Annotated in this window: 16 protein-coding genes; 10 read left to right on the top strand and 6 right to left on the bottom strand. The window is 69.9% G+C overall.

The genetic code is table 11. From position 1 onward, the window contains the following. Positions 1-44: 44 nt before the first annotated feature. Positions 45-1,646 carry a purple acid phosphatase family protein gene (locus tag ACIRRY_RS31000; RefSeq protein ID WP_403978954.1) on the bottom strand — a complete coding sequence of 534 codons (1,602 nt, stop codon included), beginning with the start codon at positions 1,644-1,646 and terminating at the stop codon, positions 45-47. Between the two features lie 142 nt (positions 1,647-1,788). On the opposite strand from ACIRRY_RS31000, the gene ACIRRY_RS30995 reads away from it, so the two are divergent. The 9 genes from ACIRRY_RS30995 (at position 1,789) to cimA (ending at position 12,909) form a co-directional block, all read left to right on the top strand. Continuing rightward, positions 1,789-2,832: a 3-isopropylmalate dehydrogenase gene (locus ACIRRY_RS30995; protein WP_403978952.1), complete on the top strand. Its 1,044-nt coding sequence runs from the start codon at positions 1,789-1,791 to the stop codon at positions 2,830-2,832. A 263-nt stretch (positions 2,833-3,095) separates the two neighbouring features. Then, on the top strand, positions 3,096-4,184 hold the full coding sequence (locus tag ACIRRY_RS30990) for a branched-chain amino acid aminotransferase (RefSeq protein WP_403978949.1): 1,089 nt from the start codon (positions 3,096-3,098) through the stop codon (positions 4,182-4,184). A 121-nt stretch (positions 4,185-4,305) separates the two neighbouring features. Next, positions 4,306-5,373, top strand: a complete 1,068-nt coding sequence (locus ACIRRY_RS30985) for a hypothetical protein (RefSeq protein ID WP_403978947.1) — start codon at positions 4,306-4,308, stop codon at positions 5,371-5,373. Between the two features lie 14 nt (positions 5,374-5,387). Then, on the top strand, positions 5,388-6,722 hold the full coding sequence (locus ACIRRY_RS30980) for a KamA family radical SAM protein (RefSeq protein ID WP_403978945.1): 1,335 nt from the start codon (positions 5,388-5,390) through the stop codon (positions 6,720-6,722). Positions 6,723-6,813: 91 nt separating this feature from the next. Next, complete coding sequence (gene ureA, locus ACIRRY_RS30975) at positions 6,814-7,608, top strand: urease subunit gamma (protein ID WP_403978942.1); 795 nt, start codon at positions 6,814-6,816, stop codon at positions 7,606-7,608. Beyond that, the gene (locus tag ACIRRY_RS30970) at positions 7,605-9,314 is read left to right on the top strand and encodes an urease subunit alpha (protein ID WP_403978939.1); all 1,710 of its coding nucleotides are present in this window, start codon (positions 7,605-7,607) and stop codon (positions 9,312-9,314) included. Before ureA ends, ACIRRY_RS30970 begins: the two co-directional genes overlap by 4 nt. 15 nt (positions 9,315-9,329) lie before the next feature. Continuing rightward, on the top strand, positions 9,330-10,364 hold the full coding sequence (locus tag ACIRRY_RS30965) for an agmatine/peptidylarginine deiminase (RefSeq protein WP_403978937.1): 1,035 nt from the start codon (positions 9,330-9,332) through the stop codon (positions 10,362-10,364). 17 nt (positions 10,365-10,381) lie between these two features. After that, entirely contained in the window at positions 10,382-10,993 is a 612-nt protein-coding gene (locus ACIRRY_RS30960) for a TetR/AcrR family transcriptional regulator (RefSeq protein WP_403978934.1), read from the top strand. Between the two features lie 311 nt (positions 10,994-11,304). Continuing rightward, a complete protein-coding gene (gene cimA / locus ACIRRY_RS30955) occupies positions 11,305-12,909 on the top strand; it encodes a citramalate synthase (RefSeq protein ID WP_403978931.1) in 1,605 nt (534 codons plus the stop codon). Between the two features lie 7 nt (positions 12,910-12,916). Here cimA and ACIRRY_RS30950 read toward each other — a convergent pair whose 3' ends face one another. Genes ACIRRY_RS30950 through ACIRRY_RS30940 form a run of 3 tightly spaced genes read right to left on the bottom strand, consistent with a single transcriptional unit; the run spans position 12,917 to position 15,853 of the window. Further along, positions 12,917-13,423, bottom strand: a complete 507-nt coding sequence (locus ACIRRY_RS30950; RefSeq protein ID WP_403978928.1) for a hypothetical protein — start codon at positions 13,421-13,423, stop codon at positions 12,917-12,919. Then, positions 13,417-13,944 (bottom strand): hypothetical protein, encoded by a 528-nt coding sequence (locus ACIRRY_RS30945; RefSeq protein ID WP_403978925.1) that lies wholly within the window; start codon positions 13,942-13,944, stop codon positions 13,417-13,419. The genes ACIRRY_RS30950 and ACIRRY_RS30945 overlap by 7 nt, the downstream gene beginning before the upstream one ends. Positions 13,945-13,984: 40 nt before the next feature. Beyond that, positions 13,985-15,853, bottom strand: a complete 1,869-nt coding sequence (locus ACIRRY_RS30940; protein ID WP_403978923.1) for a ricin-type beta-trefoil lectin domain protein — start codon at positions 15,851-15,853, stop codon at positions 13,985-13,987. A 134-nt stretch (positions 15,854-15,987) separates the two neighbouring features. On the opposite strand from ACIRRY_RS30940, the gene ACIRRY_RS30935 reads away from it, so the two are divergent. Next, on the top strand, positions 15,988-18,999 hold the full coding sequence (locus tag ACIRRY_RS30935; RefSeq protein ID WP_403978921.1) for a glycoside hydrolase family 3 protein: 3,012 nt from the start codon (positions 15,988-15,990) through the stop codon (positions 18,997-18,999). 53 nt (positions 19,000-19,052) lie between these two features. Here the strand turns inward: ACIRRY_RS30935 and ACIRRY_RS30930 are convergent, their stop codons facing one another. Beyond that, positions 19,053-20,126 carry a sensor histidine kinase gene (locus ACIRRY_RS30930; protein WP_403978918.1) on the bottom strand — a complete coding sequence of 358 codons (1,074 nt, stop codon included), beginning with the start codon at positions 20,124-20,126 and terminating at the stop codon, positions 19,053-19,055. Next, entirely contained in the window at positions 20,119-20,805 is a 687-nt protein-coding gene (locus ACIRRY_RS30925; RefSeq protein WP_403978915.1) for a response regulator transcription factor, read from the bottom strand. The genes ACIRRY_RS30930 and ACIRRY_RS30925 overlap by 8 nt, the downstream gene beginning before the upstream one ends. Positions 20,806-20,857 lie beyond the last annotated feature (52 nt).

Genomic DNA, 20,857 nt, shown 5'->3' with positions numbered 1-20,857 from the left:
TCACCACTCGCCGGGAGCCGCGCCCGCCGGGGTGCGGCGCGGTCTCACCGACCGCGCCGCACCTCGAAGTGGTCGATGCGCTTGCCGTTCTGGTCCAGCGCCGACACCCTGAGCCTCGGCGTGCTGCCGCTCTCCGCCTCCACCGAGAGGAGGGAGAAGCCCCGGTAGCGCACCCGCGACCACTCCACCGTCTCCGCCTGGCTGTGCTGGCCCTTCGCCCACTGCATGGTGTCGACCGTCCCGTGCCGCGTGACGTGCCCCTCGTAGCTCTCCTTGACGCCCGCCGGGAACCCGTAGAGATCACGGCCGCCGCCGCCCGCCGTGACGTAGACGATCCCGTCCTTCGTCGGATCGGTGGACGCGCCGATGGGTACGGCCCTGCCGACCGCGCCGTTCCTGATCGCGTCGGTCCGCTCGTAGACGTGGTTGTGCCCGTTGATCACCAGGTCCACCTGGTGCTTCGCGAACACCGGCAGCCACTCGCTCCGCACCCCGCCGTCCGAGGCGTGCGCGGAGGTCGAGTAGGCGCAGTGGTGGAAGAAGACCACGAGGAAGTCGACCCCCTTGGCCGCCCGCAGCTCGCGCAGCCTGCGGTCCAGCCACTTGGTCTGCTTTCCGCCCGTGTAACCGAGGTTGGCGGTGATCTCGTACGACACGTCGTTCGCGTCCAGCGCCACGACGCCGACGTTGCCGTAGACGAAGGAGTACACGCCCGGCGCGTGCGACGGGTCGAAGCCGTTCTCCGGGAGGGACCAGCGGGCGAGCTGGCCGCCGTAGCCGTCGGGGGAGTACCAGGCCTCCATGTCGTGGTTGCCGGTCGTCACCATCCACGGGACGGTCCGGGAGACGCCCTCGTTCTGCTTGAGGAACAGGTCCCAGTACGTCGGGTCGTAGCCGTCCGTCTTCTTGCCCTGCCCGTTGGTGTCCGCGTAGCAGATGTCACCGGCGTGGAGGTGGAAGGCGGGGTTCTCGCGCAGGATCACATGGTCGTTCGCCGCTGCCGCGTTGCTCACGCCCTGGTCGCCGAAGGCCGTGAACACGAACTTCTCCGGGCTCGCCGGCGCCGTACGGAACGAGCCGATCGTCGAGCGGTGGGCCGGGGCGGCCGGGTCGAAGCCCTCGTGGCCGACGCCGTAGTAGTACGTCGTGCCGGGGCGGAGGCCGTCCAGGGCCGCGTGGACGTAGTACTGCTCCACCGCCGGGCGGACGCCGGTCAGGCCGGGGGTGTGCAGGGCGCGCACCTCGGCGGTGATCCTGCGGCCGAGGTCGTCGGGCTTCGAACCCACGCGCACGTACGGCTTCTTGACCGCGAACGGCACCTGCCAGGAGACCCGCAGCTCGGTCTTCGGGTCGGCGCCGAAGGCGAGATGGCGGCCGAAGGGGGTGACGACGGCGCCGGGCACCTTCGACGTGGCGGGGGAGGGGAGCGTGGCCTTGCTGTCGGTGGTGCCGCTCTTGCCGGCGCACCCCGCCAGCAACCCGCCCGCCGCCACGGCGCCCGCCGTCACCAGCGTGCGGCGCCGGGTCAGCTTCGTGCGCAGGTACTCGTACTGCTCGGCCATGCTCATCCGGACCGCGAGGTGCTCCGGGATGCCGACGTCGGGTACGGGGGGTTCGGGGGGTGTCCCCCCGATGAGCACAGTCATGTCGATGAAGCTCCCCCAGAATTCCAACGGCGTCCCAGCGTAGGGGTGAACACAGGTCGAATGGCTGACACCGACGTCCGGGAGCCGTCCGCATCATGGACACCCGGTGTCATCCCATGGGACGCGGAGTACGGTGTCGGGCATGTCTCGCAGCATCGATCTCGCAGTGATCCCCGGTGACGGCATCGGTCAGGAAGTCGTGGCCGAAGGTCTCAAAGTCCTCTCCGCCGTCCTTCCGCAGGACGTGAAGCTGGAGACCAAGGAGTTCGACTTCGGCGCCCGGCGCTACCACGCCACCGGTGAGACCCTCACCGAGGACGACCTCGCCGCGCTGAAGCCGCACGACGCGATCCTGCTGGGTGCCATCGGTGACCCGAGCGTCCCCTCCGGGGTGCTGGAGCGCGGCTTCCTGCTGAAGCTCCGCTTCGCCTTCGACCACCATGTGAACCTGCGGCCGAGCAAGCTGCTCCCGGGTGTGGCGACCCCGCTCGCCGGCGAGCCGGAGATCGACTTCGTCGTGGTCCGCGAGGGCACCGAGGGCCCGTACACCGGCAACGGCGGCACGATCCGCAAGGGCACCGAGCACGAGGTCGCCACCGAGGTCTCCGTCAACACCGCGTTCGGTGTCGAGCGGGTCGTCCGTGACGCCTTCGCCCGCGCCCAAGCCCGCCCCCGAAAGAAGCTCACGCTGGTCCACAAGAACAACGTGCTGACCTTCGCGGGCCACCTGTGGACGAACGTGTTCAACAAGGTCGCGGCGGAGTTCCCCGAGGTCACCACCGACTACATCCACGTGGACGCGGCGACGATCTACCTCGTCACCGACCCGGCCCGCTTCGACGTGATCGTCACCGACAACCTCTTCGGCGACATCATCACCGACCTCGCCGCGGCCGTCTCCGGCGGCATCGGCGTCGCCGCGAGCGGGAACATCAACCCGTCCGGCGAGTTCCCCTCGATGTTCGAGCCCGTGCACGGCTCGGCCCCGGACATCGCCGGCCAGGGCAAGGCCGACCCCACCGCCACGGTCCTGTCCGTCGCCCTCCTGCTGCGTCACCTCGGCTACGAGTCCGAGGCCGTCCGCATCGAGGAGGCCGTCTCCGCCGACCTCGCGGAGCGCACCGGCAAGCCCGCGCGCAGCACCACCGAGATCGGCGACGCGCTCGCCGTACGAGTAGCCGGCTGACCCCGCGCACACTCGAAAAACTCACGCAGTATTTCGAAGCCGCCGGGTCGCAACCGCACCCGGCGGCTTTTCTTACGTCCCCGCCGGGTGCCACCATCATCCCTGGGTCGCATTCACGCCGTTTTCGTCCACGGTCCACCACGCGCGATAATCGAACGCGGAGCCGCGGAATGAGGGAATGCTCGGACGTCCTAACACTGGCCACTGGCAGTCGAGGGCGTGAGCGCGGCCCGTCACACACAACCGGTGAAGGACAACGACTGATGACGACGCCCACGATCGAGCTCAAGCCCTCGGCCTCGCCACTTTCCGCCGCCGAGCGCGACGCGATTCTGGCGAACCCCGGGTTCGGCCGCCACTTCACCGATCACATGGTGACGATCAAGTGGACCGAGGGCCGCGGCTGGCACGACGGCCAGCTCGTGCCGTACGGCCCGCTCTCCCTCGACCCCGCGAACATGACCCTGCACTACGCCCAGGAGATCTTCGAGGGCCTCAAGGCGTACCGCCAGGCCGACGGCTCGGTGGCCACCTTCCGCCCCGAGAAGAACGCCCGCCGCTTCCAGACCTCCGCCCGCCGCCTCGGCATGCCCGAGCTGCCGGTCGAGACGTTCATCGAGGCCTGTGACGTGCTCGTCCAGCAGGACCGCGACTGGGTCCCGGCGCACGGCGGCGAGGAGTCCCTGTACCTGCGCCCGTTCATGATCGCGACCGAGGTCGGCCTGGGCGTGAAGCCCGCAGGCGAGTACCTCTTCCTGGTCATCGCCTCCCCGGCCGGCGCCTACTTCCCCGGCGGTGTGAAGCCCGTCTCCATCTGGGTCTCCGAGGACCACGTCCGCGCCGTCCCCGGCGGCATGGGCGACGCCAAGACCGGCGGCAACTACGCCGCCTCCCTCCTCGCCCAGGCCGAGGCCGCCGAGCAGGGCTGCGCCCAGGTCTGCTACCTCGACGCGGTCGAGCGCAAGTGGGTCGAGGAACTCGGCGGCATGAACCTGTACTTCGTGTACGGCGACCGGATTGTCACCCCGACCCTGACGGGCTCGATCCTGGAGGGCGTCACCCGCGACTCCCTCCTGACCCTCGCCCGCGACCTCGGCCACGAGCCGCAGGAGGGCCGGATCTCCATCGACCAGTGGCAGCGCGACGCGGAGAACGGCACCCTGAGGGAGGTCTTCGCCTGCGGCACCGCGGCCGTCATCACCCCGGTCGGCACGGTCAAGCGCACCGGTGCCGAATGGACGCAGTCGGGCGGCGAGCCCGGCGAGGTCACGCTGAAGCTCCGCGCGGCCCTGCTCGACATCCAGCGCGGCGACTCCGTCGACAAGCACGGCTGGATGCACCGGCTGGGCTGAACCGGACTCCCGGCCGACGGCCGGTGATCCGTTCGACGCGTATCGCCTCCCCCGTGCGGGTATCCACTGATTCCGCAGACCATGGAATCAGGGCATCAGGGGCACGGGGGAGGGGACGCGGGTGAGTGGTGGGCCGATACCGCGACTGCGCTGGCTGCTGCGCACGTTACGCACCCCGCGCCGACCGCAGAGCCTCACCGTGCTCCTCCTGCTCGCCGTGTGCGCCGGCCTGTTGCTGTGGTTCGCCAAGCGCATGGACAACTACGGCGAGAACCTCGCCCTCAACCTGGGCACCGACATCGTCGGCGTCGTCATCACCGTCTTCGTGATCGGCCCGCTGATCTCCCGCGCCCAGGAGGGCCGGGTCCGCGAACACACCCGGCTCGACTACGAGTGGTTCAGCGCCCAGGTCTACGGCTCGACATCGAACGTGAAGGTGCTCGACACCTTCTCCAACCTGTTCGGCCCCCAGTACTCCGAGCGCCTCTTCCGCGGCATCAGATCAGCGACCGCGCACGGCGCCCGGGTGCAGATCCTGCTCCTGGACCCCGACTCCCTCGCCGTGATCCTGCGCGGCCGTGAACTGGGCGAGCAGGGCGCCGACATCCGCCGCGACATCCTGCGCAACCTGCGCACGCTCGGCCAGTTCGCGCGCCGACTCGACGACTCCGCACGCCAGTTCCTCGAAGTCCGGCTCTGCTCGACCTCCCCGGGCGTGACCCTCTACCGCTGGGACGAACGCTCCCTGGTCTCCTTCCTCACCGTCGGCCGCCTCTCCGGCGAGGGCGTCCAACTGGAAGTCGCCGTCCGCTCCCCGCTCGGCGCCTTCGTCGAGCAGCGCTTCGACGAACTGTGGCAGCAGAGCAAGCCGATGGACCGGTTCACCCATCTGCCGGTCACCCTCGTCGACGCGACCGACGGCCGCCGGGAGTTCACCTGCCGCTTCGTCTACGTCGACGACAGCCCCTATGTCGCCGGGCACGACCTCGTCTCCTACATGGCACGCCACCGCCTCGACCAACTCTCCGCGTACAGCGAGAACTTGACCGTGCCGGGTGCCCACGAACTGATCGTCGTGGACGACGAGAGCGACCTGCATCAGCTGCTGAGACAGCAGTTCGCGGAGAAGTACGATGCGTCGGCGACCGCATTCGTCGAATTGCGGCCGGCGGTCCTGGTCACGGAATAGAGGCCCTGGCACATATGAGTTCGGCGCTCCACCCCGCTCCACGCACCAGCCCCAGATTCCGCGCTCTGACGCCCCGCGACCTGGACGGCCTGCTGCAACGCGTGTCCCTGTCGGCCGGTGAACGGCTCGCCCTGCGGGCCGTCTCCACGGTCCTGCCGTTCCGTACGAACACGTATGTCGTCGACGAGTTGATCGACTGGTCGGCGGTACCGGACGATCCGGTCTTCCGGCTGACCTTTCCCCAGGCCGGGATGCTGCCCGAGCCCGACCTCAAGCAGATGGCGGACCTCCTCTCCCAGGAGGCGCCCAAGGCCGAAGTCCTGCGCGCGGCCCACGAGATCCGGATGCGGCTCAACCCGCACCCCTCGGGCCAGCTCGACGCCAACGTGCCCGTGCACGAGGGGGAGCGCCTCGCCGGCCTCCAGCACAAGTACCCCGAGACGCTGCTGATCTTCCCGCGCCAGGGCCAGACCTGCCACGCCTACTGCACCTACTGCTTCCGCTGGCCCCAGTTCGTCGGCGAGTCCGAACTCCGCATCGCCACCGACGACATCACCACGACCACCGCCTATCTCCGGGCCCACCCCGAGGTCACCAGCACACTCATCACGGGCGGCGATCCGCTGGTGATGAGCACGGAGGTCCTTCGCCGGTACGTCGACCCCCTCCTGGAGATCGACACGGTCCGCTCGATCCGTATCGGCACCAAGTCCCTCGCCTTCTGGCCGTACCGCTTCACGAGCGACCGGGACGCCGACGACCTGCTGCGCCTCTTCGAGAAGGTGGTGGCGAGCGGCCGTCACCTCGCGTTGATGGCCCACTTCACCCACCCGCAGGAACTGCGCCCGCCGGTCGTACGGGAGGCGATGCGCCGGGTGCGGGGCACGGGCGCCGGGATCCGCTGCCAGGGCCCGCTGGTGGCCGGTATCAACGACAGCGCCGAGGCCTGGGCCGAACTCTGGGACGAGACGACCACGCTGGGCGCGGTGCCGTACTACCAGTTCGTCGAGCGCGACACCGGCCCCCAGGGCTACTTCGGCGTCCCGCTGGCCCGCGGCCACCAGATCTTCCGCGACGCCTACGCCCGTGTCTCCGGCCTCGCCCGCACGGTCCGCGGCCCGGTGATGTCGGCGATGCCCGGCAAGGTGTGTGTGGACGGCATCGCGGAGGTGGCCGGCGAGAAGGTCTTCGTGCTGCATCTGATCCAGGCCCGCGATCCGGCCCTCGTGGACCGGCCGTTCTTCGCGGCCTACGACGAGAGCGCGACCTGGTTCACCGACCTGAGGCCGGCGTTCGGGGCGCGTGAGTTCCTGCCGGGGCTGGGATATCTAGAGCACCGCACAAGCTGATATCGAAGACATCGAACCACTTCAAATGGACTTGTTTCCTTTTTCCGTGACCTGAGTTTAGAGTGCTGCTCTAAACGAAGGGACGACCCCCATGCGGCTCACCCCCACGGAACGCGACCGGCTGCTGCTGTTCTCGGCCGCCGAACTGGCCCGTGCCCGCAAGGCGCGCGGCCTGAGGCTCAACGTGCCGGAGGCCACCGCGCTCATCGCCGACACGGTGTGCGAGGCGGCCCGGGACGGGCGCCGGCTGGCCGAGGCCGTCGAGCGCGCCCGCTCCGTGCTCGGCCCCGACGACGTGCTGCCCGGGGTCGCCGAGGTCGTCACCGAGGTCCATGTCGAGGCGGTCTTCGACGACGGTTCCCGCCTCGCGATCGTCTCCGACCCCATCGGCGGCGGCGCGCTCGCGGACCGTGCCCCGGGCGCCCTGCTCCCGGGACCCCCGCACGCCGAGCCCGAGGCCGTCGTCCGCGTCACGGTCACCAACACCGCGACCGTCCCCGTCTCCGTGACCTCCCACTTCCACTTCTTCGAGGCCAACCCGCGCCTCGACTTCGACCGCGCGGCCGGCTACGGGATGCGGCTGGCGGTGCCCGCGGGTTCGTCGGTGCGGTGGGGGCCGGGGGAGTCGGCGGAGGTCGGGCTGGCGCCGATCGGCGGCGCCCGCGTCGCCATCGGCTTCGCCGGCCTCGTCGACGGACCGCTGGACGCGCCGGGCGCCCGCGCGGAGGCGCTTCGCCGCGCCGCCGCCTGCGGCTATCTGGGCGTCGGGCCGGATGTCCCGCCGGGCGGCGGCGACTCCCGCGGCGACTCCCGCGGCGACTCCCGCGGCGACTCCCGCGGCGAAGGCAACGCCGACGACTCCCGCGACCAGGAGGCCGACAGATGAGCCGCCCCGGGGGGCACCCCGCCGAAGCCCGCCGTCTCACCCCGTACGAGTACGCCGCCACCCACGGCCCCCGCGCGGGCGACCGCGTCCGCCTCGGCGACTCGGGCCTGACCATCCGCGTCGAGTCCGACTCGCAGCGCTACGGCGACGAGTTCCTCGCCGGGTTCGGCAAGACGGCCCGCGACGGACTGCACCTCAAGGCCGCCGCCGTGCGTGAGTCCTGCGACGTGGTCGTCAGCAATGTCGTCGTGATCGACGCCGTGCAGGGCATCCGCAAGGTGTCCATCGGGATCAGGGAAGGGCGGATCTGCTCCATCGGGCGGGCCGGCAACCCCGACACCCTGGACGGGGTCGACGTCGTCGTCGGCACCGGTACCTCCATCGTGTCCGGCGAGGGGCTCATCGCCACCGCCGGTGCCGTCGACACCCATGTGCACCTGCTGTCGCCGCGCATCATGGAGGCCTCGCTCGCCTCCGGGGTGACCACGATCATCGGCCAGGAGTTCGGCCCGGTGTGGGGCGTCGGCGTGAACTCGCCCTGGGCGCTGCGCCACGCGTTCAACGCCTTCGACGCCTGGCCGGTCAACATCGGCTTCCTGGGCCGGGGTTCGTCGTCCGACGCGGCCCCTCTCGTCGAGGCGCTGGCCGAGGGCGGGGCCTCCGGCTTCAAGGTGCACGAGGACATGGGCGCCCACACCCGCGCGCTGGACACCGCGTTGCGGGTCGCCGAGGAGCACGATGTCCAAGTCGCCCTGCACAGCGACGGGTTGAACGAGTGCCTCTCCGTCGAGGACACCCTGCGTGTCCTGGAGGGCCGGACGATCCACGCCTTCCACATCGAGGGCTGTGGCGGCGGACACGTCCCGAATGTCTTGAAAATGGCGGGAGTTCCGAACGTCATCGGCTCTTCCACCAACCCCACCCTCCCCTTCGGCCGGGACGCGGTCGCCGAGCACTACGGCATGATCGTCTCCGTCCACGACCTGAAGACCGACCTGCCCGGCGACGCCGCGATGGCCCGCGACCGTATCCGCGCCGGGACGATGGGTGCCGAGGACGTGCTGCACGACCTGGGCGCGATCGGCATCACCTCGTCCGACGCGCAGGGCATGGGCAGGGCGGGCGAGACGGTCCGCCGTACGTTCGCGATGGCCGGGAAGATGAAGGCCGAACTCGGCGCCCCCGAGGACCACGACAACGAACGCGTCCTGCGCTACATCGCCAAGCTGACCATCAACCCCGCGATCGCGCACGGGCTTTCGCACGAGGTGGGATCGATCGAGGTCGGCAAGCTCGCCGACCTCGTGCTGTGGCGGCCGGAGTACTTCGGCGCGAAACCGCAGCTCGTCCTGAAGTCCGGGTTCCCGGCGTACGGCGTGGTCGGCGACCCCAACGCGGCGACCGACACGTGTGAACCCCTCGTCCTGGGACCGCAGTTCGGCGCACACGGCTCCACGCCCGCCGACATCTCCGTGGCGTTCGTCGCGCAGGCGGCCCTCGACCAGGGCAACGACTCCATGCCGACGCGCCGCCGACGCGTGGCAGTTCGCGGCACCCGGGGCATCGGACCCGCCGACCTGCGCCTCAACTCCCGTACGGGAGAGGTCGACGTCGACCAGCGCACCGGCCTGGTCACCCTCGACGGCGAACCGCTGCGCTCCGAGCCGGCCGACTCGGTCTCCCTCAACCGCCTTTATTTCCTCTAGGACCTGGGACTTCTGATGAGCTTCCGTATGCCCCCCGAATGGGCCCCGCACGAGCGCACCTGGATGGCCTGGCCCGGACCCAACCCGACCTTCACCAACGCCGGGGAACTGGCGGAGGCCCGTGCCGCCTGGGCGGCCGTCGCCCGTGCCGTGCGCCGCTTCGAACCAGTGACGATGGTCCACGGCCCGGGTCAGGGAGAGTCGGCGCGCGAACTCCTCGGCCCGGACGTCGACCTGGTCGAGCGCGAACTGGACGACGCGTGGATGCGGGACATCGGCCCGACCTTCGTCACCGACGCCGCTCAACTGGCCGCCGTGGACTGGACGTTCAACGGCTGGGGTGCCCAGGACTGGGCCCGCTGGGAGCACGACTCCAAGATCGCTCGCCATGTCGCGGACCTCGCCGGAGTCCCGGCGCTCAGCAGCACCCTCGTCAACGAGGGCGGCGCGATCCACGTAGACGGCGAGGGCACCGTCCTGCTCACCGACACGGTCCAGCTCGGCGCCGGCCGCAACCCCGGCTGGACCCGTGAGCAGGTCGAGGCGGAGATCCACGCCCGGCTCGGCACCACCAAGGCCATCTGGCTCCCGCACGGCCTGACCGGCGACTACGGCCGCTACGGCACCCAGGGCCACGTCGACATCGTCGCGGCCTTCGCCGGGCCCGGCACCGTCCTGGTCCACAGCCAGCGAGACCCGGCCCACCCGGACCACGCCCGCTCCCAGGAGTACCTCGCCCTGCTGCGCGCCGAGACCGATGCGAAGGGCCGGCCCCTGGATGTCGTGGAGGTCCCGGCCCCGACCGTCCTCAAGGACGAGGACGGCGACTGGGTCGACTACTCCTACATCAACCACTACCTCTGCAACGGCGGGGTCGTGCTCTGCGCCTTCGACGACCCGGGCGACGAGATCGCCGCCGGGATCTTCCGCCGCCTCTTCCCCGAGCGGACGGTGGCGCTGGTGGACGCCCGTACGATCTTCGCGGGCGGCGGTGGCATCCACTGCATCACCCAGCAGCAGCCGAAGATCCACCAGCAGCCGAAGATCTAGGTCCGGAGGAGTCAGGGATGGCCGGTGCGCGGAAGAACGCGCCGCCGCGCGAGGATGTGCTCGCCGCAGCCATGGGCATGATCGCCGAGCGCGGTCTGGAGAAACTCACCATGGCGGCGCTCGGCCGCGAGGTCGGCATGAGCAGCGGCCATCTCCTCTACTACTTCCACTCCAAGGACGAACTGCTCCTCCAGGCCCTGGAGTGGAGCGAGGGCCGGCTCGGCGCCGAGCGCGGACGCCTGCTCACCCGTACCGCCTCCGCACGCCAACGCCTGGACGCCTACGTCGACTTGTACGTCCCCGACGGCCACCGCGACCCGCACTGGACCCTGTGGCTGGAGGTCTGGAACCGCTCGCAGAGCGCTGCCGCCGATGCTGTGGCCCGTGACCGGCAGGCCGCCATCGAGGGCGTCTGGCACCGCGACCTCGTCGCGCTGATCGCGGAGGGGGTGTCCCGGGGTGAGTTCCGGGCCGTCGACCCGGACCGTTTCGCCGCCCGGCTGCGCGCTCTCCTCGACGGCTTCTCCATCCATGTGGCGATCGGGCTGCGCGGCACGGACCGGGCGCAAGTCCTGGGCCATGTGCGGGAGTTCGTCGCGGACTCGCTGCTCGCGCGCCCACCGAGTTGATCAACCGACTGTTCGCATCATGAGACGGACGGTGACCACGGAGGTGGAGTGTGCCAGACTGCCCCCGTGTTCTCGTTCGCCACGATTATTGGCAGCAGGCGCGCCGGTCCGCAGTGACCGCCTCGTACGAACAGGTACGGGCGGCCACCGTCGTCACTCGACCCGCGCGCAGACCTCTCGCACCCGCGAGGGGTTTTTCGCTTTTCTGGCCCACCTTCAGCCGGGAAAAGCAGTGCGAGGGATCATTGAGGGACGGTGGAGCCGGTCATTCCGGTACAGACCGAGATTCAGATCCTCAGGAGCCACACACCATGACGGAAACCAGCGCACTCGACGACGCGTTCCACGTCTTCGACACGACCCTGCGTGACGGCGCGCAGCGGGAGGGCATCAACCTCACCGTCGCGGACAAGCTGGCCATCGCACGGCACCTGGACGACTTCGGCGTGGGCTTCATCGAGGGCGGCTGGCCGGGGGCCAACCCGCGGGACACCGAGTTCTTCGCCCGCGCCCGGCAGGAGATCGACTTCAAGCACGCACAGCTCGTCGCGTTCGGCGCCACCCGCCGGGCGAACGGGAAGGCCTCCGAGGATCCGCAGGTCAAGGCGCTGTTCGACTCCGGCGCTCCGGTGATCACGCTGGTCGCGAAGGCCCACGACCGCCATGTCGAGCTGGCGCTGCGCACCACGCTGGACGAGAACCTGGAGATGATCCGGGACACGGTGTCCTACCTCGCGTCGCGGGGCCGCCGGGTCTTCATCGACTGCGAGCACTTCTTCGACGGCTACCGGGCGAACCCGGAGTACGCGAAAGCAGTCGTACGCACCGCCGCCGAGGCCGGCGCCGACGTGGTCGTCCTCTGCGACACCAACGGCGGCATGCTCCCGGCGCAGGTGCAGGCGGTCGTCGCGACCGTGCTGGCCGACACCGGCGCCCGGCTCGGCATCCACGCCCAGGACGACACCGGCTGCGCGGTCGCCAACACCCTGGCCGCCGTCGACGCGGGAGCCACCCACGTCCAGTGCACCGCGAACGGCTACGGCGAGCGCGTCGGCAACTCCAACCTCTTCCCCGTGGTCGCGGCCCTGGAGCTGAAGTACGGCAAGAAGGTCCTCCCCGAGGGCGCGCTGCGCGAGATGACCCGGATCTCGCACGCCATCGCCGAGGTGGTCAACCTCACCCCGGCCACCCACCAGCCGTACGTGGGCGTCTCGGCCTTCGCGCACAAGGGCGGGCTGCACGCCTCCGCGATCAAGGTCGACCCGGCGCTGTACCAGCACATCGAGCCCGAAGAGGTCGGCAACACCATGCGGATGCTGGTGTCCGACATGGCGGGCCGCGCCTCCATCGAACTCAAGGGCAAGGAACTCGGCATCGACCTCGGTGGCGACCGCGAACTGGTCGGCCGGGTCGTCGAGCGGGTCAAGGAGCGCGAGCTGAAGGGCTACACCTTCGAGGCCGCCGACGCGTCCTTCGAACTCCTGCTCCGCGAGGAGGTCGAGGGCAAGCCCCGCAGCTACTTCGAGGTCGAGTCCTGGCGCGCGATCGTCGAGGACCGCCCCGACGGCACCCACGCCAACGAGGCCACGGTCAAGCTCTTCGCCAAGGGCGAGCGCATCGTCGCCACGGCCGAGGGCAACGGCCCGGTCCACGCCCTCGACAGCGCCCTGCGCGTCGCCCTGGAGAAGATCTACCCCCAGCTCGCCAAGCTGGAGCTGGTCGACTACAAGGTCCGCATCCTGGAGGGCAAGCACGGCACGTCCTCCACGACCCGCGTCCTGATCGCCACGTCCGACGGTTCGGCGGAGTGGTCCACGGTCGGCGTCGCGGAGAACGTCATCGCCGCGTCGTGGCAGGCACTGGCGGACGCGTACACCTACGGCCTCCTCCGCGCGGGCGTGGAACCGGCCCAGTAGACCGGTCTCAGCAGGAGCGCTCGGCGAGCTTCTCGAACTCGCCGAGGCTCATTGCCTTCCCGTCGGCCCAGACCTGGCCGGGTTTGAGGGCGGTGATCTGCTCGGTGGAGAACTCCACGATCCCGTTGTACGAGTCGCCGGTGATGTAGTGCCCGAACATCAGCGTGTACGTGTGCTTCGGCAGGAGCCGCTGCTCGCCCCGGTGCCGGGCCTGCCAGGACGCCGGCGGCGAGAACAGCGGGAACTCGGCGTCCCCGCTCAGCTTCTCCTTCCGCACGTCCCACCCCGTGGTGACCGGCCCACCCTCGGCGGCGACGGCCCACCCGTCGAGTGACGGCGACTGATAACTGTCGTCCCCGCACGGGCGGATGAGCGCCCGTGGCACCCCGTCCGCCCCGAGCCGCACCCCGGACAACGGCAGATCGACGGCCGCACACCCACTGAGCAGCAGACACCCCGCCACCACCCCCACGACCGCCGCGGCGCCCCGCCGCCCCCGCGCCCGGGTCAGCATTTGTCGTCCACGAGATCGTCGAAGTCGTCCCGGCTCATCGCGCGGTCGTCGGCCCAGACCTGGCCGGGGCGCAGCGACGTGAGGTCCTTCGCGGTGAAGTAGAGGTCGCCGGTGTATTCGACGCCGGTGCCGTACACCTTGAACGTCAGGGAATAGGTGCGGCCGGGCGCCAGCATCTGAGGCCCGGTCGCCTCGGTCCGCCACGAGCGGGGCGGCTCGAAGAGCGGGAACGTCGTCGTGCCGAAGGGCTCCATCGGGGGCCCTACGAGGGGTGTCCGCCAGCCGGTGCCCAGGCTCGGGCTCTCCGCTGTCCCGCTCACCCCGTCGGCCGTTTCCTCCTCGGTCCAACTGCCGAGGTCGATGTCCCCCGCGCGGTCGTGACCGCACGGCTTCACCAGCGCGACCGGCTGTCCGTCCGTGCCCAGCCAGGCCGCGGCCAGTGGCAGCCGCGCCGGACTGCACCCGCTCAGCAGCCCCACCCCGGCCGCCGCACCCACCACCGCCACCACGACACGTCGCATGTCCCGCCCCCCGTCGAGGGCGGGACACGCCCCGCCCTGCCTACTGCAGATGCCACTTCTGGTTGGCAGCTCCCGTGCACGTCCAGATCTGCGCCCTCGCCCCGTTCGTCGACGAATTGCCCGTCACGTCAAGGCACTTGTCGGCCGCCGTATTCACCACATCACCGGTCGTGGAGTTGTACGACCACTGTTGCGCGGCGGTTCCATTGCAGTCGTACAACTGCACCTTCGCGCCGTCGGCCGTCGAAGCCGACGTCACGTCAAGGCACTTGCCGAGGGAGCGCACCGTGCCGTCGGTGCCCACGGTCCACTGCTGGGCGGTCGAGCCGTTGCAGTCGTAGAGCTGGACGGCCGTGCCGTTGGTGGTCGAAGCACCGGCCACGTCGAGGCACTTGCTCGCGAGGCCGACGAACGCGCCGGTCCGGCTGCCGCCGCCGGACTGTGTGCCCGTCCAGGTGAAGGTGGCGGACGTCTTGCCGGGGAGGGAGTAAGTCGCGTGCTGGCCACCCCAGTTGATGGTCACCGTCTTCGCCGTGGACGCGTCGTTGTACGCGATCAGCGCCTTCGAACCGTCCGGGTTGCGCCACGCGACGTTGGGCACGTTCGTGGACGCCGTGGAAGCGATCCGCTGCGCGCCCGGCCGGACGAACTTCGTGAGCTGGCCCATCGTGTAGTACTCGACGGTGTAGTCGACGGTCCCGCTCGCGCCGTCCCCGTTGTGCACGGTGATCAGACCCGTGCAGGTGCCGCAACCGCCGTTGTGCGGGCCCATGTTCTGGTCCACGGCCAGCGACCACTTCGTCACCGACTTCGCCCAGTTGCGGGTGTAGTCGATGATGTTGTTCATGTCCTCGCGCTGCTGGTTGGCGATCCAGGTGCCGCCGGAGTGCTCGGTGCCGAAGGCGTCGAGGGTGGGGTACTGGTTGTGCACGGTGGTCTGCTTGGTGACGTCACCGCCGTAGCCGTGCCAGGCGATCCCGCCGAAGTTGGGGTTGGCGCGGACGGCCGCGTCGTCCACGGTCGAGGCCGCGTAGGAGTCGTAGACGTCCCAGTTCCAGTCGTGCGCCAGCACCTTCGTCGTCAGGCCGGACGCGTTGAGCTTCGGCAGCAGCTCGCTCTTCGTGAAGTAGGAGAGCCCGGACGCGTTCCAGCTCATGGACGGATACCCGGAACAGCACGTCGGCTCGTTCTGGACGGTCAGGTACGAGACCGGAACGCCCTGGTCCTTGTACGCCTGGAGGTACTTGACGAAGTAGTTCGCGTAGACCCCGTAGTCCTCGGACTTCAGCCAGCCGCCGTTGAGCGAGCCGCTGTCCTTCATCCACGCGGGAGCCGTCCATGGCGAGGCCATGACAGTCAGAGAGGGGTTGAGCGAGAGCGCCTGCTTGGTCAGCGGGACGACATCCGCGAGGTCGTGCGCGATCGAGAACGACGTGAGGTTCGGGTCGGTCGCGCCGGAGGCCACGTCGTCGTACGAGTACCCGTACCGCGCCAGGTCCGACGCGCCCATCGGATTGCGCAGGAACGACAGACCGATCCCGTCCGTCGGCGAGAACAGCTTGGTCATGGTCGCGTTCCGGGTCGCCGTCGACAGCGCGCCGCTGCTGTTCATCAGCCAGGCCGCGGTGTCCGTGAAGGACGCGCCGCCCCCGGTGAAGGTCTGGTAGCGGGTGTTCTCGTCGACGGTGATGTTCTCGCCGCTGCCGCCCGTCCCGGAGGTGAAGGCGAACGGAGTCTGGGCCTGGAGGCCGCGGGTGACATGGCGTCCGGCGGCGTCGTCGGTGGTGGTGAGCCAGGCCGTGACCTGCTCACCGGCGGCGTGTGCGGGGGGTACGGCCGCGGTGAAGCCGGCCAGGGAGAGCAGTCCGGCGAGCAGCAGCCGGGCCGTGCGGGGGGTTCTCCTGGACATGGATGCGTTAGCCCTTCCTGACGAGACGTCTTGACGGGTCTGCGGGCCGTTAGTTAACTCACGGCGTGATCTAAGTCATGAGTGAACTGTGCGATCCCAGAGTGAACCAGAGCTCCAGAGCCGAGGGAAGGTCCATGCCAAGAACCGCCCTGCTCGTTTCCACCGCCCTGTGCGCCGCGCTGCTGTCACCGGCCGCCGTCTCCCAGGCGGTCGCCGCCGCCGATCCGGCCCCCACCCCCGTCGACCGCTTCGAGGGCGAGGTGCCCTTCGCGAGCCAGCCCGCCGAGGGCATCTTCACCTGGGGCGGTGACACCGACGACCCGCCCCAACTCGCCCTGACCGCGAGACCGGACGCCCCCGAGGGCGAACACGTACTCTCCGGCACCTACGACATCAGCGGCTACGGCGGCTTCACCCACGACTACGCCGCGACCGAGCCCGGCCACGACTGGTCCGCCCATCAGGGCATCCGCTTCTGGTGGGACGGCCAGAACAACGGCAAGGCGACCAACTTCGAGATCAAGGACGGCGGCGTCAACGGCGAGGCCTCCGAGCTGTGGACGACGTCCTTCACGGACGACTTCACCGGCTGGAAGCAGATCGAGATCCCGTTCGCGAACTTCGTCTACCGCACGGACTACCAGCCCGTCGGCGGCATCGACCACGTCCTGGGCCTCACCCAGATGTGGGGCTACGCGGTCACGCTCCCGGTCGGCGTCCACGGTCAATTCGCCATGGACGACGTCGAGTTGTACGGCAAGGCGGATCAGTCGTTGCGCGCCTCCGTCGTCACCGACTCGGCCGTCTACCCGGTCAAGGAGGGCGGTACGGCCACGGTCAAGGTCACCGTCGCCACCACCGGCGCCGTCCCGCTCGACGACCCGGTGACCGTCGCCTACGCCTCCGACGGCGGCACCGCCACCGCCGGCAAGGACTACACCCCGGTCTCCGGCACGCTCACCTTCCCGGCGGGCACCGCGTCCGGCGCCACGCAGACCGTCAAGGTCCGCACGCTCAAGGACAAGTCCGCCGAGAACGCCGAGACGATCCCGCTGAAGCTCACGGTCACCGGCGCCAAGGCCCCGGCCGAGACCCCGCAGGTCGTCGTGGACGCGCACGGACTGCCGTACCTGGACAGCAAGTTGCCCATCAAGAAGCGTGTCGCCGACCTCGTCAAGCGCATGTCGCCGGCGGAGAAGGCCGGGCAGATGACCCAGGCCGAGCGCGGCGGCATCGGCACCGGCGGCGACATCGCCACCTACGACCTCGGCTCACTGCTCTCCGGCGGCGGCTCGACCCCGACGCCCAACACGGCAGCGGCCTGGGCGCAGATGATCGACTCGTTCCAACTCCGGGCACAGGCAACGCGGTTCCAGATCCCGCTGATCTACGGCGTCGACGCGGTCCACGGCCACAACAACCTGGCCGGCGCCACGATCATGCCGCACAACATCGGCATCGGCGCGACCCGCGACCCTCAACTCGCCCAGAAAACAGGCGCGGTGACGGCCAGCGAGGTCCGCGCGACCGGCGTCCCGTGGGACTTCGCGCCCTGCCTCTGCGTCACCCGTGACGAACGCTGGGGCCGCTCCTACGAGTCCTTCGGCGAGGACCCGGCGCTCGTGCAGTCCATGGAGACGATGATCCAGGGTCTCCAAGGCGCCGCGAACGGCAAGCAGTTGAAGGACGACGACAAGGTCCTCGCCACCGCCAAGCACTTCGTCGGCGACGGCGGTACGGCCTACGGCTCCTCCACGACGGGCTCGTACACCATCGACCAGGGCGTCACCACCGTCACCCGGCAGCAGTTGGAGGCCATCCACCTGGCGACGTACCAGACGGCCGTGGACCGGGGCATCGGCACGGTCATGCCGTCCTACTCCTCGCTCGACATCGTCGGCGACGGTCTCGGCCCGGTGAAGATGCACGCCCGCGCCGACATGATCAACGGCGTACTCAAGAGCCGGATGGGCTTCGACGGCTTCGTCATCAGCGACTGGAACGCCATCGACCAACTCCCCGGCGACTACGCGTCCCACGTCAGCACCTCGGTCAACGCGGGCGTCGACATGATGATGGTCCCGTACAGCTACAAGGACTTCACCGCGACCCTGATCGCCCAGGTGAAGGCCGGTACCGTCACCGAGAAGCGCGTCGACGACGCCGTGTCGCGCATCCTCACCCAGAAGTTCAAGCTCGGCCTCTTCGAGAAGCCGTACGCCGACACGAGCAACGCGGCCAAGATCGGCTCCAGTTCGCACCGGGCCGTGGCGCGGCAGGCGGCGGCCGAGTCGCAGGTGCTGCTGAAGAACGCGGGTGGCGTCCTGCCGTTGAAGAAGAATCAGAAGGTCTACGTCGCCGGTTCCAACGCCGACGACCTCGGCAACCAGACCGGTGGCTGGACCATCACCTGGCAGGGCTCGTCCGGCACCAACACCACCGGCACGACGATCCTCCAGGGGATGAAGAACGCCGGCGGGAACGTCACGTACTCCAAGGACGCGTCCGCCGCGACCAGCGGCTACGACGTGGGTGTGGTCGTGGTCGGCGAGACCCCGTACGCCGAGGGCATCGGCGATGTGGGCAACGGCAACGACCTGACGTTGACCCCCGCCGACCAGGCAGCCGTGGACAAGGTGTGCGCGGCGATGAAGTGCGCGGTGCTGATCGTCTCCGGGCGCCCGCAGTTGATCGGCGATCGGCTCCCGAAGATCGACGCCGTGGTGGCCTCCTGGCTGCCGGGCACGGAGGGCGACGGCGTGGCCGACGTCCTCTACGGCAAGCGCTCCTTCACCGGTCAACTCCCGGTCACCTGGCCGAAGTCGGAGGCCCAGCTGCCGATCAACGTCGGCGACACGACGTACGATCCGCAGTTCCCCTACGGCTGGGGTCTGACGACCGTGACGAAGGCGCCGACGGGTGGCGCGTCCACCCTGAAGGCGCTGGAGGCCGCGGCGGGCAAGGCCCGGTCGGCGGAGAAGGGCAAGGCGCTCGTCACCGAGGCGCGGTTGATCGTCCAGCAGAAGGTGGGCCAGAACATCACGGCGGCGGTGTCGAAGCCGTTCGCCGACGCGGACCATCTGCTGCTGACCGGGAAGTACGCGGCGGCCGTGAAGAAGCTGGAGGAGGCGTACAAGGCGGCCTAGGACAGACCGCCTGATCCCGCGCCCTCCACGCCTCAACGGCGTGGAGGGCGCGGCTACTTCGAGTGTGGGGCGGGGAGTTCGACCGTGACGTTGAGCCCGCCGCCCGTGCGCGGGGTCAGCGTGAGGGTGCCGTCGTGCGCGCCGGTGATGGTCTTGACGATCGCCAGGCCGAGCCCGACCCCCGCGTGGCCGGTGTGCAGGCGTTCGGTGCCGCGCTGGAACGGTTCGGTGAGGGTCGAGACCTGCTGCGGGGTGAGCGGATCGCCGGTGTTCTCGACCGTGAGCAGCACGCTCCGGGGGCGGACGGCGGTGTGCACCCGGACGGTGCCGCCCTCGGTCAGATTGTGGACGATCGCGTTCTGCACGAGGTTCGTGGTGAGTTGGAGCAGGAGCGTCTGCGAGCCGAGCGCGGGGGTGAGTTCGCCGCTCGTCTCGATGGTGACGCCGTGCCGCTCCGCGAGCGGGAGGAGCGTCTCGGTGGCTTCCTCGGCGAGGAGGGACAGGTCGACGGGTTCCCGGGTGAAGGTCCCCTGATTGGCGCGGCTGAGCACGAGCAGGGCCTCGGTGGTGTCGATCGCCCGCGTGTTGACGGTGTGCAGGCGCTCGATGATCGTGCCGGTGTCCTGGTCCGGGTCGGTGCGGGCCAGTTCGAGCAGCGTCTTCGAGACGGCCAGCGGGGTGCGCAGCTCGTGCGAGGCGTTGGCCGCGAACCGCCGCTGTTCGGCGACATGGGCCTCCAGCCGGGCGAGCATCGTGTCGAAGGCGTCGGCGAGTTCCCGGAACTCGTCGCCGCGGCCCGGCAGTTGGATGCGGTGGGAGAGCGAGCCGTCGGAGGCCGTGCGGGTGGCGTCCGTGATGCGGGTCAGCGGGGCGAGCATGCGACCGGCCAGCAGCCACCCGCCCAGAAGACCGAACACCAGCAGGAACGCCAGCGCGGCGGCGGCGGTCGGCGCGAAGGCGCGGGCCACGGCCAAGCGGTAGTTGGGCACCAGGATGAGTCCGACATGGGGTGCGCGGTCCAGGAACAGCCACGCGGCGACGAGCAGCAGGACACCGGCCAGCAGGAGGAACCCGGCGTAGCTGAGGGTGAGTTTGAGCCGGACGCTCAGCCCGGGCGCCCTAGCCACGGTCCACCCCCTCAAGCGGCTGTACGTCGATGCGGTAGCCGACGCCCGGCACGGTCGCGATGATCCACGGTTCGCCGAGCCGCTTGCGCAGCGCCGAGACGGTGATCCGCACGGCGTTGGTGAACGGGTCGGCGTTCTCGTCCCACGCCCGTGCGAGGAGTTCCTCGGCGCTGACGACCCCGCCCTCGGCATCGACGAGGACGTCGAGCACGGCGAACTGCTTCCTGGTCAGGGCGACATAGCGGCCGTCCCGGTAGACCTCCCGGCGGAACGGATCGACGCGCAGGCCCGCCAACTCCCGTACAGGCGGCCTGTTGTGAGCGCGTCTACGCTCCAACGCCCGCAGCCGGAGCGCGAGTTCCTGGAGTTCGAAGGGCTTCGTCAGATAGTCGTCGGCGCCGAGTTCGAACCCGGTGGTCTTGTCGTCGAGCCGGTCGGCCGCGGTGAGCATGAGGATCGGCAGCCCGCTCCCGGAGGCGACGATGCGCCGGGCGACCTCGTCGCCGGAGGGGCCGGGGATGTCGCGGTCGAGGACGGCGATGTCGTAGCTGTTGACGCTCAGCAGCTCCAGGGCGGTGTCCCCGTCGCCCGCGATGTCGGCCGCGATCGCCGCGAGGCGCAGGCCGTCGCGGATGGCCTCGGCCAGATAGGGCTCGTCCTCGACGATCAGCACACGCATACGGTCGATGCTAGGAGGCGGCACCTATCGTCCGCGTATCGAAAATCCCATA

The sequence above is a fragment of the Streptomyces sp. NPDC101776 genome (genome assembly GCF_044766845.1).
In the GTDB taxonomy this organism is placed as follows: domain Bacteria; phylum Actinomycetota; class Actinomycetes; order Streptomycetales; family Streptomycetaceae; genus Streptomyces.
The sequence above is the reverse complement of the archived record's forward strand: the minus strand, read 5'-3'. Positions and strand labels throughout refer to the sequence as shown.